The organism is bacterium (genome assembly GCA_023145965.1).
In the GTDB taxonomy this organism is placed as follows: Bacteria; UBP14; UBA6098; order UBA6098; family UBA6098; genus UBA6098.
Genome location: JAGLDC010000077.1, coordinates 1 through 13,887, shown reverse-complemented (window position 1 = coordinate 13,887; position 13,887 = coordinate 1). Strand labels below are relative to the sequence as shown.

General features: G+C 44.5%; 9 protein-coding genes. 3 read left to right on the top strand and 6 right to left on the bottom strand.

Features of this window, described 5'->3' with window-relative positions:
* Positions 1–947 (top strand): PorV/PorQ family protein (locus KAH81_07480; protein MCK5833495.1); only part of this gene is annotated, 947 nt, incomplete at its 5' end.
* An 8-nt stretch (positions 948–955) separates the two neighbouring features.
* Positions 956–2,671 carry a hypothetical protein gene (locus KAH81_07475; GenBank protein ID MCK5833494.1) on the top strand — a complete coding sequence of 572 codons (1,716 nt, stop codon included), beginning with the start codon at positions 956–958 and terminating at the stop codon, positions 2,669–2,671.
* A gap of 93 nt (positions 2,672–2,764) precedes the next feature.
* Here the strand turns inward: KAH81_07475 and KAH81_07470 are convergent, their stop codons facing one another.
* The 6 genes from KAH81_07470 to KAH81_07445 form a co-directional block, all read right to left on the bottom strand.
* Positions 2,765–3,826, bottom strand: a complete 1,062-nt coding sequence (locus KAH81_07470; GenBank protein MCK5833493.1) for a class II fructose-bisphosphate aldolase — start codon at positions 3,824–3,826, stop codon at positions 2,765–2,767.
* Between the two features lie 257 nt (positions 3,827–4,083).
* The gene (locus KAH81_07465; protein MCK5833492.1) at positions 4,084–5,019 is read right to left on the bottom strand and encodes a tyrosine recombinase; all 936 of its coding nucleotides are present in this window, start codon (positions 5,017–5,019) and stop codon (positions 4,084–4,086) included.
* Positions 4,994–7,234, bottom strand: a complete 2,241-nt coding sequence (topA, locus tag KAH81_07460; protein ID MCK5833491.1) for a type I DNA topoisomerase — start codon at positions 7,232–7,234, stop codon at positions 4,994–4,996. The genes KAH81_07465 and topA overlap by 26 nt, the downstream gene beginning before the upstream one ends.
* Positions 7,235–7,240: 6 nt before the next feature.
* Positions 7,241–7,507, bottom strand: coding sequence for a DNA-directed RNA polymerase subunit omega (gene rpoZ, locus KAH81_07455; protein MCK5833490.1), 267 nt, complete (start codon positions 7,505–7,507; stop codon positions 7,241–7,243).
* Between the two features lie 102 nt (positions 7,508–7,609).
* Positions 7,610–8,230 (bottom strand): guanylate kinase, encoded by a 621-nt coding sequence (gene gmk / locus KAH81_07450; protein ID MCK5833489.1) that lies wholly within the window; start codon positions 8,228–8,230, stop codon positions 7,610–7,612.
* Positions 8,220–9,095 carry a YicC family protein gene (locus KAH81_07445; protein ID MCK5833488.1) on the bottom strand — a complete coding sequence of 292 codons (876 nt, stop codon included), beginning with the start codon at positions 9,093–9,095 and terminating at the stop codon, positions 8,220–8,222. Before KAH81_07445 ends, gmk begins: the two co-directional genes overlap by 11 nt.
* A gap of 202 nt (positions 9,096–9,297) precedes the next feature.
* Here KAH81_07445 and KAH81_07440 point away from each other — a divergent pair.
* Positions 9,298–13,887, top strand: a 4,590-nt coding sequence (locus KAH81_07440; GenBank protein ID MCK5833487.1) for a hypothetical protein, incomplete at its 3' end; no start/stop codon positions are given.

The window sequence follows — 13,887 nt, the reverse complement described above, 5'->3', positions numbered from 1 at the left end:
TATTAAATAATGGGAGAATCATGAGACGATATCGTATAATCGGAGTAATTTTATTACTATTGCCGGCGATTTTGTTAGCGCAGGCTAAGGTTGGGACGGCATCGGCCCAATTCCTTGAAATACCCATCGGTGCTCGTAGCGTAGGTATGGGAGACGCATTCCTAGCTACTGCAAACGATGTTTCGGCGATTTATTATAATCCCGCCGGTCTCACGAATCTCATGCGTAAGGAAGTTCTTTTTACGCATACGATGTGGGCAGCTGGTATTAGCCATGAGTTTGCAGCATTCGCAATACCTATTACACAGTTAGGTGGCGTGGTGGGAATAAGCGTTATTGCCCTTACAACCGGGGATATGGTAGAAAGAACGATTGGTAGGCCGGAAGGTACCGGGCGCACTTTCTCGGCTTCCGATCTAGCAATTGGTTTGACATATTCGAGAAAGATGACCGACCGCTTTTCCGCTGGATTAACTTGGAAATATGTGGGTGAGTATTATGCCGATGTTGTTGCTCATAGCTGGGCGATGGATATAGGTGTATTATATTTCACCTCTTTTAGTGGCCTCAGAATAGGCATGAACTTTTGTAACTTCGGCCCTGATGTAACAATGCTGAAGAATGCCTATCCACTGCCGATGGCCTTCCATTTTGGGATGGCCATGGAAGCTTATGAGTCGGGGCCCCATAAACTCACTGTGGGTTGTAACGGAAGCCACCCCAACGATAATCTCGAGAAGTTTCAGGTTGGAACTGAGTATTGGTATAATGATATGTTTGCTGTTCGCGCCGGATATAAATTCGGTGCGTGGGATGCCGATTTTTTCGGAGTCGGTGCAGGGGCAAAAATTCCGGTTTCTTCCACAGTTTTCAAGGTCGACTATTCTTTGAGCGAAATGCAAGAACTGCTTCTTGTTCATAGATTTAGCCTCGGCGTTGAGTTTTAGGAGTGACTATGTTAAGAATATCAAAAACAACTTATTCTATTCTCGCTATAGCCGTGCTTATTATGGCTATGTTGAACGGATGCGGATATCAAGGTGAGCAAAATACAAACATTGATCCCATTGTTATTTTATACAACAATCCGATCGATGGCGACACTCTTGGAGCTGCTCCTATTATATGCTGGCAGGGGTTCGATACTGATGGTAAAGTTTATGATTACGAATATATAGACTTGCCAAAGCAACAGACAGGTTCAGATCAAGGAGTTCCTGATTCGGTATTCAATGCCCTGAAAGATGATCCCACTCTTCTGGCTCAACAGACGTTTGTTCTTAATCAAAGCGGAGATAGTATATTTTGGACCGAAACCGACGCCAATTGCGATACAATATTTTTATCTCTTCTTGTCCAAGATGAACTTACTGAACATCTTTTCTGTGTTCGCGCACTTGATTACGAAGGAGCAAATTCAGATATTCAGTGTGGGACATTCTATCGCAGTAATTTACCTCCAGATACGTGTGAAATAACTACAGAAGATTTCGATGGCGGCGAATTCTGGTGTCTTGATGATACTACTTATAGCTGGGATGGGATTAAGGTTTCATGGAGAGGCACAGATCCTGATAATTCGATTCTTCTGGAGTATAAGTGGTTTCTTGAAAATACAGCTGATAATGTAATTGCATTATCTTCCCTCTCAGAGGATTCCATTGGAGGTGTTATTTCTGGATTCGATGAATACGATGGTTGGATTCGTAATACCTCGACAATGATGAAGGGTAATGTCCCAACTGGCGAATATAGATTTATTATTCAAGTCAGAGATGACGCTTTTTACAGTGGTGTGGCGGATACAGCAATTATTCAAATTGCTCATCCGAGTTTCGATATTTCCAGAGAGAGTGTTCTAGAACAATACGCCGATGGGACATATCCCAATCACAAGGTTTTATTGATCGATCAGAACGAGAGCTGGTTCTACATGTTCGATGATTTGAGTAATGTTCGTCAATATTATACCGATGTGCTTCAAGGCTTGAAAAGTGATGGAATTATCGCAGATTGGGATTCGGTTACATCCGGTTATGCTGATCTAGAAGTCGATAGAACCGTGCTTTCAGAATACAATATACTTTATATTCTCGATCAAGATGGTTCTTATAATTTCAAAATGGACGAGGGATTCCTCAATGAGATAATGGAATACATCAAAGTTGGGGGAAGAATTATTGTAGATGGCCGAGATTGCTTCAACAAAGAATCTGATTCATGGGCTTTTGTGCCTTCCTATAACTTTTTCGGGATAGCTGAAGATTTTGGAGAGGGATACGCCCGTGCGATATTCTCTTATGGTTCAAGGAATACGAGCCTCCCTGCATCCGAATACCCCGATTTGGTAATAGATTCTTCTTTAGTTCCCGATGGCCAAATTCCATATGTGAAACGGCTTGGTTCTAGGCCACCTTCATATGGCGGAAGTCCTTATACACAGATTCTATATAATTTCGGTCTCAGTGCAACAGCTGATGCAATGGATTCGACCAATTATGGTGGTGGACCGATCGCAGTTCGCTATGTGACTCCAAGTTATAGGACAGCCTATTTTGGATTTCCACTTTATCTGATGGATGATAGCGAAGATCAGGTAAAAACAGTGATCCGTTCGACAATAGAGTTCATTAAGGCTCAGGTCATACCCCCGGATGAAGAGGAAGAATAGTATAAAAACAGTATAATAAAAATACTATATTAAAAAAAGCGCTCGGTCTATATGGCCAAGCGCTTTTTAATTTGAGCCGAATTATATCTGGTTTTAAAGCGTTTCGAAATATTTAATTACTTTAGAAGCGCTGCCTTCGGCGCGGAATGCAGTAATAAATTCTTTTGCGGAGATATAGGCTTCGTCTGCTATCTTTTTCTTATATTTCTCATCGATGGAATCGATTTCATTTTTAAACTTCTTAGTAGCTTTTTTAATATCTACTCCTTCAACCTCGGCCCACGTCTTCATGGATTCGAAAAGTGTAGTTGGAAGATTAACATGAGCAATGTTTTGCCAGTTTGTTCCAACATTTCCCTTACGAATACCGAAATCCGCGAATTTTCCAATTAGTGATAGGGGTGTGCCTGTGATTCCATGTTGTGCTATAGCAACACCATATGGCCGAATTGAAGTGAAGATTTCAGCGGTTCTTTCAAGATCTATATGAACCTCTTCGTCAACAGAGTAATTCCCATGTTTGGAACCGTTAGATATTGCAAGGAGATTGGGAGAGTGGCCAGCATCACAGAGATCGCTGATATATGATATTGCCTCTTCGACAGTAGTAAGTTTCCCAAGAAGCCCTGCTATCTCGCCGACCTCGACTTCGAGTCCGAATCCCATATCGGAAATTGGGCGGGCGAGACGCCTTGTTATATCTGTGTTTTCTTGAAGAGGGTTGTGTGAGGCATCAATAGCATAACTAGTATAGCCGGCATCTATCTGGGATGTTATCAGTTTTGCTGTGCTATTATATTCTTCCTCGCTGGAATTTTTCACGGATAAATGGTCAGCATGAACGAAAAACGGTTTAGTAAGAGCAGTTCTTTCGGCATACTCGAAAGTTGTAGCGGCATATTGAGATGGAGTTTGAGCAGTATAGCCACCATCAATATTGCCCTCTGTTTTGGCAAGTTCATAACATACAACAGCATCTAATTCCTCTGAAGCTCGCATAATACCGGGAATGACGTGCGGTATGCGGCAGTTGCAGGCCATAATAATTATACGCTCGTCGATTAAAGCATCAAATACATGTCTCGAATTTACTACGGGAATTCGTGTCGAGTTCCCGACGACGGCCTTAACATTATCAGGTATCATTTCGAGCATTTTTTCAAAACCGTGCATACTAACCTCCAATAAATAGTTTGAACATACAATTTAGGAGCCTAAATCAGATAAGTCAAGAGACAATCGTATCAATTTTAAATACAGCGAAAGTAAGATATGTAATGACTTTATGGGAAATAATAAACTTGAAGGAATTTCGTCTTACAGAGTTCGCATAAATGGATATCTTGCTGATTTACTGCATTTAATACTCGAATTTCACATTTCTTCAGTATAAATGAGCTTTTAACAATAAACTACGATCTGCTCTTGGGGTGCGCCTTACGATAAGTTTCTTTCAGATGTTCGATTGTGAGATGAGTATAGATTTGGGTAGTCGAAAGCGATTCGTGACCGAGAAGCTCTTTCACCGCTAGTAAATCTGCTCCACAGTCAAGAAGATGGGTGGCGAATGTATGCCTCATAACATGAGGGGAGGCTTTGCCGTCGGTTACTTGTTTTAAATATTTATGGACTATATTATATAGGTCTCTTCTGTTGAGTTCCATGCCGCTTTTTGTTAACCAGAATGCCGTTTCCTTTTTTTCAGAAAGCAAATCGGGACGGATACGAATATAATCCTTTATTGCTTCGATAGCCGGTTCACCGATGAGCACTATCCTTTCTTTGTTCCCTTTTCCAATAACTTTAATCTCACTGTTTTCTAAGTTCAGTCGGTGTTTATCGATTGCAAGTAGCTCCGAGGCTCGGATGCCAGTGCCGTATAACACCTCCATAATAGCCTTATCTCGAATACCGAGTGGAGTGGAGTCATTCGGAAGTTCGAGTGCTTCATTTGCTTGTGCGAAATCGAGAAAATTTGGTAATCTTTTTTCTAATTTTGGCAAGGTTAAGTAACGAGCCGGATTAAATTCTACAATTTCTCGGCTATAAAGGAAAGCGAAGAAACTGCGAACCGAGCTTATTTTTCTATGAATACTTCGTTTGGAATAACCAGCATGTTTAAGCCCAGCAAGAAAACCTCTTAAGTCAACTATCTCGATATTTTTTGGATTAATAAGTCCTTCAGGAAAATTGTCGGTAAGAAAATCCAATAATTGAGTTAGATCCACCTTGTAGGATGCCACAGTGTTGGGGCTGAGATGTCGCTCTTTCGATATATATAGGAGAAATTCGCTAATAAGGTTAGCGAGATAGATTCGTTCATTATTCGTCTGTTCGAGCATTTTCATCTACCGGCTCACTATATGAGCATCGTCCGCACTTCTTTAATGTCCCACGCTTTCTCACAGATAAAAACATAGTCTCGCAGCCGCATGAAGGGCATTTGCCTTCGATAGGAGGATCCCAACTCGCGAAATCGCATTTTGGATATTCGCTACATCCAAAGAAGTGTTTACTTCGTTTAGTATGTTTTTCGACAAGATGCCCGGAACAGCCCTCTTTAGGACATTTGAAACCGGTGTCGAAAGGTTCAGTGTGTTTACACTTTGGATATGTGCTACAAGCGAGGAATCTATGGCCATGCCTATCATGCTTGATTACCAAGGCATTTCCGCACTTTGGACATTTGCGATCTATAGTTGTTTCAGGAACTGGATCGCCATTTTCATCGATCGGTTTTGTGTTCTTGCATTCCGGGAAATTGCTACACGCTAAGAATTTGCCATAACGGCCCCATTTAATAATCATTGGTTTGCCGCATTTTTCACATATGTGGTCGGTCTTCTGTTCCAATTCTTTTTTTATTCTCGATCGGTTTTTGTTGGCCTTACCTAGCATAGGTTCGAAATCTTCGTAAAAACCACGGAGCAACTGTATCCAATCGAGCTTGCCCTCTTCGACTTTATCGAGGTCTTCCTCCATCTTTGCTGTAAAATCTATCTCGAAAAGACCGGGAAAGAGTTTTTCCAAAAGATCGAAAACCTCTCTTCCCAGAGTAGTAGGTAGAAGCTTCCCTTTATTCTTTGAAACATATTTTCTATGGGTTATAGTCGAGATTATCTGCGCATAAGTCGATGGTCTGCCGACGCCATTTTGCTCCATCTCACGAACTAATGTGCCTTCGCTGAATCGAGGGGGAGGCTTAGTGAAGTGTTGTGTTGCTTCGGTATCGAGGTATTCGAGATCAATTCCCTTTTTAAGCTCCGGGAATTTAACAATATCATCCTCGTCACCATTATCTTTTTCGACTTCTACAAGTTTAAGGAATCCATCGAAAACGAGTTTTCGGTCTGTAGCAGAAAGCTCATAAGGCCCTGCTTCAATAATAAGCTTAACTTGACTAAACTTTGCATCTGCCATCATCGAGGCCAGAAAGCGTTTCCAGATCAGATTGTAAAGACGAAATTGGTCCTTGTTTAGATAAGGTCGAACCGAATCAGGTGCTTTAAAAACATCAGCCGGTCTGATCGCTTCGTGTGCATCCTGGCTGAGTTTTCCAGATTTATAAGTCCTTGATTTGAAGTAATTTTTGCCGAATTCTTTTGTAATATATGCCAAAGAGGCTTTTTTCGCATCGTCGGAGGTGCGTGTTGAGTCGGTTCTCATATAAGTTATTAGACCACTAGGACCTTCATCTCCAAGAGGGACACCCTCGTAGAGCTGCTGTGCCACGAGCATTGTTTTGCTGGCTGAAAAACCTATCTGCCTTGCGGCCGCGAGTTGCATCGAGCTTGTTATAAAGGGTGGTGGTGGCGATTTGGATAGTGCTTTTTTCTGTATATTAGCTATGATAAATTTATGTTTAGAGAGTTCAGCCTTGTGTTGTTCTGCCGAAGTCTTATCTGAAATTTTCAGCGATTTGCCCTCGAATTTTGTAGCTTTAACGCGAAACTTCTCGCCTTTTGCTTTAATATCCGCATAGAGGAACCAATATTCTTGTGGATCGAATTTTTCGATTTCTCTCTCGCGTTCGACAATGAGTCGCAAAGCAACGCTCTGAACCCTTCCCGCAGAAAGGCCTTTATAAAGGGTTTTCCATAGAAAAGGGGAGACCTGATAGCCGACGAGTCTGTCGAGAACTCTTCGTGCTTGCTGAGCATCGACTTTATTGATATCTATGGACGTTGGATGAGCTATTCCTTCTAAAACTGCTTTCTCGGTTATTTCGTTGAAACGAACTCGTCCGAGTTGCTTATCAGGTTTACGAATCAGTTGGGCTATATGCCAGGCAATGGCCTCGCCTTCGCGATCCGGGTCCGAGGCGAGAAAGATGAAATCAGCTTCCTTGGCCTGACGCTTAAGATTAGCGATAATTTTGCGCTTACCGGGAATAGAGATGTACTCCGGCTTGAAATCAAGATCGATATCGACTCCAAGGCGTTCGCCAGGAAGGTCTCTAAGATGGCCGCCGCTCGCGATAATTTCATATCCATCGCCGAGGAACCTTTTCAGCGTCCTAGATTTTGTGGGAGATTCGACTATAACAAGGTTTTTCTTAGACATATGGAATTAAACAGTTTTTTTCATTCCTCTTTGAGGAGCTTCTTCTGTCTGCTCGTCCGGGTCGTGGAATTCATATCCGATTTTGCCAGCTAATATTTCTTTCATCGCCACTATTGTGGGTTTTTCCTTTTCAATAAGACGAGTTTCATGCTTCTTTTCAAGATTGATACGCATTTCGTTGATTTCTCTAGCCCTGCGTGCTGCTAGAAGAACCAGTTCGTATTTAGTAATGCCCTCGATTTTGACATCGTAAAGAAATTGGTCTTTATCCATTTTTCCCTCCACACTACATAATTGTGTCTATATCGACATAATATAATCTTATAAGGCGGTAAAATAACGATAAATTTCTAAATTGCAACCTATCCCAATAAATTATTCGTTTTCAGGCCACAGTTTACTTGAAAATCTATGGTAAGAAAGATGTTCAGCTTGTGCTATTGCGGTGACATCCGAAATGGCATCATCCAATTCGTTGTTAAAAACCAAATAGTCGAATTCATTTATTTTTTTAATTTCGTCTTTAGCATTATTCAATCTAACGGCGATATCATTTTCTTCATTAGAAGCTCTAGCCCTGAGTCGTCGTTCAGTCTCTTTAATGGATGGAGGTGCGATAAAGACGAGGACTGCGTCACGCCCGTAATGCTCTTTAAGTTGCATCGCACCTTGAACATCGATTTCGAGGATCATTATTTTGCCCTCCATAAAGGCCTCCTCGACGAACACTCTCGGCGTTCCGTAATGGTAGCCATGCACTTCCGCCCATTCAGCTAGTTCATCGTTTTCGATCATAGAAGTAAATTGTTGGTCATCAATAAAATGATAATGGATGCCATCTATCTCGCCCTTTCTCGGTTTGCGAGTGGTAACCGAAATGGAGAAAGCAAAAGGGTTACCTATTGCAAGTAGAGCCTTGTATATCGTTGTTTTACCGCCTCCAGACGGACTGGAAATTACGAAGAGGAAACCTCGCCTTTCTTTATCATTCAACATTTGAAATCTGCTCCCTTATTCTCTCGAGTTCTTCCTTTACAATAATAACAGAGTTCGAGGTTTCAAGATCGGCGCCTTTTGAGCCTATTGTATCGGCTTCTCGATTACACTCTTGAAGGAGAAATTTCAGTTTGCTTCCAACAGACTTGTCTTCTAAGAGCACATCTTTAAACTGGTTAACATGGCTTTTAAGCCTAATGAGTTCTTCCGTTGGGTCGGCCTTACTGGATAAAATTGCGGCCTCTTGCAAAATCCTATCCTCAGAGATTTCGACTTGTGCTTTAAGAATTTCGCAGACACGCTCCTTTATAACACCGATAAATCGCTCCTTGCATTTATCCTTGCGCTGTTCGAGAATCTCGACAACAGCTGATATCTTATCCAGCCGTATAACGAAGTCATCATACATGGAACTGCCTTCGGTTGATCGCATATCGATGAGCCTAGAGAAAGCCTCGTTAACTGTATTTATAACCGGTTTTCTGAGTTTTTCTAAGGTATCTTTTTTGAGTCGTGTAGAAAGGACATCCGGTAAGGAGACTATATCTCGGGGTGTGAGGGATATGTCCAAATTAAGAGATTTTTTCATTGAAGAGATATATTTTGAAAGAAGTGCTTCGTCGAGGAAAACCTCATATAGGATCATCTTGTTGTTCGTAATGAGTTCAACCTGAATGGTTATTGTTCCTCTAGAGCTATATTTCTTTGCCGAGCTTGCAATTTCTGATTCCAAGTCAGAAAGAACCTCCGGAAGATTAATTCTTAAATCCAAAAAGCGTGCGTTTAGCGATTTAGTCTTAGCTACAATGCTTATTCCATCAACTGAAGTTGTAGCTTGCCCATAACCGGTCATGCTTCTAATCATAATTTACCTAACCTAAATTTAATTTTAACAAACGAAAGTAATGATAAAAGGTATTAAAATCAATTCCAAAGATATTTGTTAAAATATAAAAAACAATTTGCTTGTTTATTTTTTTTGTATTAAATTAACTTTGAGAATAAAACGCGATATTTTTTATGTTGCGTTCATTGTGGTTTGTTCAAACTCGCAAAAAGGGGGAAAATTGAAGAAGATTTTTTCGCTCACTTTTATAATGCTTATGGTAACTGCAGCCCTTGCAGTGCCGAATTTATTTAACTATCAGGGCAAATTGACTAATGTCTCTGGAGTAGGTGTTAATGATTCGCTAGATATGATCGTGCGTATTTATGACGATTCTACAGCGGGCACTATGGTTGACCGAGACACAATAATGAATGTTCCCGTCGTTAAGGGGCTGTTCGATCTTCAATATGAAGTCGAACTTACTATAACCGATCTCGATGATAACCTTTATCTCGAACTGGAGATCGAGGGCGGATATGTTATGAGCCCACGAGTTGTTATTGCGGCAGTTCCTTACGCACTTGCAGCACTCTATGTGGATTCTGCACATTATGCCATAAAGGCCGACAGCCTCGGCAATTATGTTGCGACAGACCTTTTGCCGAACGACCTTCAAGGCGCATACGATTTAGACGAAAATATTATCACAGACGCGAGCGGACCGGTCGATATCCGCACGGCGACCGATGGCCGAGCGGTCGAACTTCGCACAAACGACGACATTGAACCGGCTTTATATGTTTTTAATGATGGAGCTGGCCCGGCGATTTTCTGTTCGGGCGACCTTCGCATGAATGGCGATATTTGGTCGAACGACGACATTAAAATTCAACTCGACAAGAACGTCAGTGCTTCCGACGAAGAATTCAGAGTAAAAAACGACACAGGTGTGGTCGTTTTCAGCGTCGATGAGCACGGCGACGCTATGATACTTGGCGAACTCGACCCGAAGGCCGTTACCTTCCAGCCGCAACCAGCCGCTCCGGCGGGCGTCGAGGGTAAAGTCTATTACGACGATGCGGCCGGCAACCTCAAATGGCACGATGGCACCGACTGGCAGGATTTCGGCAGCGGTTCCGGCGGAAGCTATGTCGAGAATCAAAACGCCGCCGCGCAGGATGCCGATTTCTGGATCGATGGACAGGGAATCGTCGGCGGGACTGCCACGGTTGGCGAAGGCTCGATTATAACCAACACGAGCACAAGCAGCGGAACTTGGGTACCACTTGCGGGTTGGTATCACTACGCGAGGAATGTCAGCGTTGTGCATGCTCCGGAAATAGGTGCTACAGGTCCAATGAATTTAGATAAGCTCGGAATCTATTTAGTAACACCTAGCTCTACCGATCCATGGACTTACGATTCTCTCAAAATTTGGTTTGTACAGGTAACAACGGATACAGTTCCTGAAACATGGGATGTTTCACGCGCGACACTCGTTTATTCTTCTGATGCTGAGGTTGTTCCGCAGGTTGCTGGTTGGTATGAATTTGACGTTACTGATTTTGCATACGATGGAACATCCAATCTTTTGATACTCTTCCAGCATGGTTATCAATCAACTAGCTATGGTTCTGGTGGTCCGAGTTGGGGATATACGACTCAAACGGTAAATAACTATTGCCGTAGAGGCTATAGCGATTCGGCTTGGATGACTGCCCTCGCTTCAACTACTTCACGCCCGGATTTTCGGATGACTTTCAGCGACATGCCGATAATTGTCGATCGGGTTACTATAGAAGACGGCGATGTTACCGCCGACAACGATGTTGCAGCCGGCAGCTTCACGCTCGACTATACGATTACATCGTGGCCGGTCTCCATCACCCGCCTCGACACGATTACCGCGACGGATCACGACACGGTCGTCGTTGATGAGGCGCTCAAGGTCATGGGCGAACTTATCGCTGACAGCATTCAGGCGGTCGGCCCTGTCATTTACCTCGACGACAATATCGAGGTCGACGGCGATATCACCGCCGGTTGCGCGACGTTCGGCGGCGGAGCTATTCCCATGGATACAGTCTTTTTCGAGGATTTCGAGAGCGGCGGGATATCCGCTTGGACTATTGTCGATAGTTCTGCTTCCGGTTTCGTTTGGGACGATATAAATCCCGGCGGGATAACTCCCAACGCCGCGAGCGGTATTACTGGCACATTCCCGATTATTGACTCTGATAATGCCGGTTCTGGTACTAATGTTTGGGCCTCACTTGCGTCACCAGTTATTGATCTTAGTTCTTACACCACGGTTTATCTCAGTTTTGGAAACCACTTCGATTGGCTTTCGGGTACAGACTACGGCAATCTTTATGTATGGAATGGGTCTGCGTGGATTCTACTTCACACTTATCAGGCAGATACGTATAGCAAAGAAGTATTTGATATATCGCCGTATATTAATGCGGCTTTTCAGGTTATGTTCGTTTATAACGACAATAGCGCTTGGGCGTGGTATTGGATGATCGATAATGTTTTAGTTTCAGCTCCTTTAGGCGCGGCTCCCGCTGTCGTTAATATCTGCACGGGCGATATCGACGCCGATGGCGACATCGACGGCGGAACGTTCACTTTAAATAGCGTTACGATCACTGATTGGCCGACCGGCGGCGTTGTGGATTTCGACACGATCAACGCAACGCGCCACGACACGGTCGTCGTCGATGAGGCGCTCAAGGTCATGGGTGAACTTATTGCGGACAGTATTCAGGCGGCCGGCGATGTCATCGAAATGGACGACAATGTCCGCGTTGCCGGCGATCTCGTAGCCACCGATTCGGTCATCGCGACGAATGTCTACGCGAGCAATAATGTCAATGCGAACACATCGATGACGCTCAACGGTGTCTCGATTACCGCATGGCCGGGTGGCGGCGTTACAAGCAGCCTCGACGGCGCATACGATTATCTTACCCCCGGCGGCGGTCGCGTTATTCTGGCCGATGCCGGCCCGGTTTTCATCGATGCGACGATGGGCGACACGGCGATTAGCGCTATAAACGCGAGTCCTATCGATCCGACCGCCTTCTTCCAGAATCTTGGCGGTGGTCCGGCCATCGAGACGGTGGGCGATGTCACGGTGCACGGCGGTATATACTCCGATCTATTCGTCGCCACACCGCTGATCTTCAACCCATTCGGCGACACCGTTTGGGTGGATTCTAAGCTCTATGCGAACGAATTCGTCGCGGACACTATCGAAGCGCGCGAGGATTATACATTCTTCCGCGACGCGATATGGATCGAGGATTCGATCTGGATGGACGGCTCATGGCACACGACATGGGGCGGCGGCGGAGTCGCGAATATCGATACACTCTGGATGGCCAGCGGTCTTACCACCGACACGATGGTCGCGATGGCGCAGTTTAAGGTATTCGGCGAGCTTATCGCCGACAGCATTCAAGCGGTGGGCGGGATCATCTACCTCGACGACAGCGTTTATATCGATGGTAATATCGAAATAGAAGACTCGATTGTTTTCGATTATCGTGCCCATATTTGGTACGGCGACGGCAGTGAGGGTTTCGGCATGTATTATTCCCCCGATCCGTCTTCCTCTTCCGAAGAGCATAACTTCATGATCGATGAGGAGCTTGCCGTTCAGATATATGATCATGGCTTGATGACGACATTTATCGAGGCTGAGACCCTTTACAGTGCGAGTGTTGGCACTCTGGTTGTCGATGATGACTTAATGGTTATGGGCGAGCTTATTGCCGATAGCATTCAAGCTCAAGCTGATATTATTTACCTTGACGACAATATCGAGGTTGACGGTTGCGCGCTATTCAAGGGTACCGCCGGTATCGGCACGATCCTTTTCGACGAGGGGTTCGAAACAAGCGTTCCTCCCACGGGATGGACAGCCAACATACTAACAGGCAGCACAAACTGGGCTCAGGAGGGGACGGATTATCATGCGGGTTCGTATTCGGCTAGCTTTATTACAACTAGTTCTGGAAACAGCGCCGAACTCTATACCGCGTCGATGGATATTACATCGCTTACGACCCCGACTTTATCGTTCTGGCATACCCAGGAACTTTGGTCCTCGGATCAAGATAGTCTGCAGGTTTATTATAGAGACGCCGCAGCAGGTTCGTGGATTTTACTTGCCAGTTATACTATAAATATCGCCACATGGACGATGGAATCGATCTTGCTTCCATCGTCGAGCGCGGACTATTGGATAAGATTTGTGGCTTATGGCGAATATGGCTATGGTGTTTTATTGGACGATGTTATGATTTTCGAACCGGGAACACCGGCAGGGGATGTTAATATCTGTGACGGCGATATCACTACCGACGGTGACCTGACCGTTGCCGGCGACGCGACAGTCGATGGCAAATTAACTGTTCACGGTCTAATCGATCCGACCGGCCTCGTTCTCGATCCGCAGGCCGCGAATCCTATAGCTTCCGGCGATAAGGGCATTTATGTCGGCACCGACGATAAACTATACTATTACGACGGCACGACGACCGCAGATATCTCCGGTGGTGGAAGTGGTAGCGGTTCGTTGCAAAGTGCTTACGATGGCGGCAACGCGATCGTTACGACCGGCGGAAACGCGGTTAGTATCACTGCCGCTACGGGCGACGCTCTTTATCTCAACAGCACGAGCGGTAACGGTGTCCAGAATGACGCCGGCTATTGGTCGCCGACGGGCAATGTTTCTCTCGGAACGGGTAATTTCCACACGAACAGCGGTATATATCAATCCAACGCCGATTTCGTGGCGAAGATCGATGCCGACGCCGCA

Bases quoted from the DNA above. Each gene is read 5' to 3' on its own strand.
- KAH81_07475 (MCK5833494.1), top strand. From the start codon at position 956: ATGTTAAGAATATCAAAAACAACTTATTCTATTCTCGCTATAGCCGTG.
- KAH81_07470 (MCK5833493.1), bottom strand. From the start codon at position 3,826: ATGCTCGAAATGATACCTGATAATGTTAAGGCCGTCGTCGGGAACTCG.
- KAH81_07465 (MCK5833492.1), bottom strand. From the start codon at position 5,019: ATGAAAATGCTCGAACAGACGAATAATGAACGAATCTATCTCGCTAAC.
- topA (MCK5833491.1), bottom strand. From the start codon at position 7,234: ATGTCTAAGAAAAACCTTGTTATAGTCGAATCTCCCACAAAATCTAGG.
- rpoZ (MCK5833490.1), bottom strand. From the start codon at position 7,507: ATGGATAAAGACCAATTTCTTTACGATGTCAAAATCGAGGGCATTACT.
- gmk (MCK5833489.1), bottom strand. From the start codon at position 8,230: ATGTTGAATGATAAAGAAAGGCGAGGTTTCCTCTTCGTAATTTCCAGT.
- KAH81_07445 (MCK5833488.1), bottom strand. From the start codon at position 9,095: ATGATTAGAAGCATGACCGGTTATGGGCAAGCTACAACTTCAGTTGAT.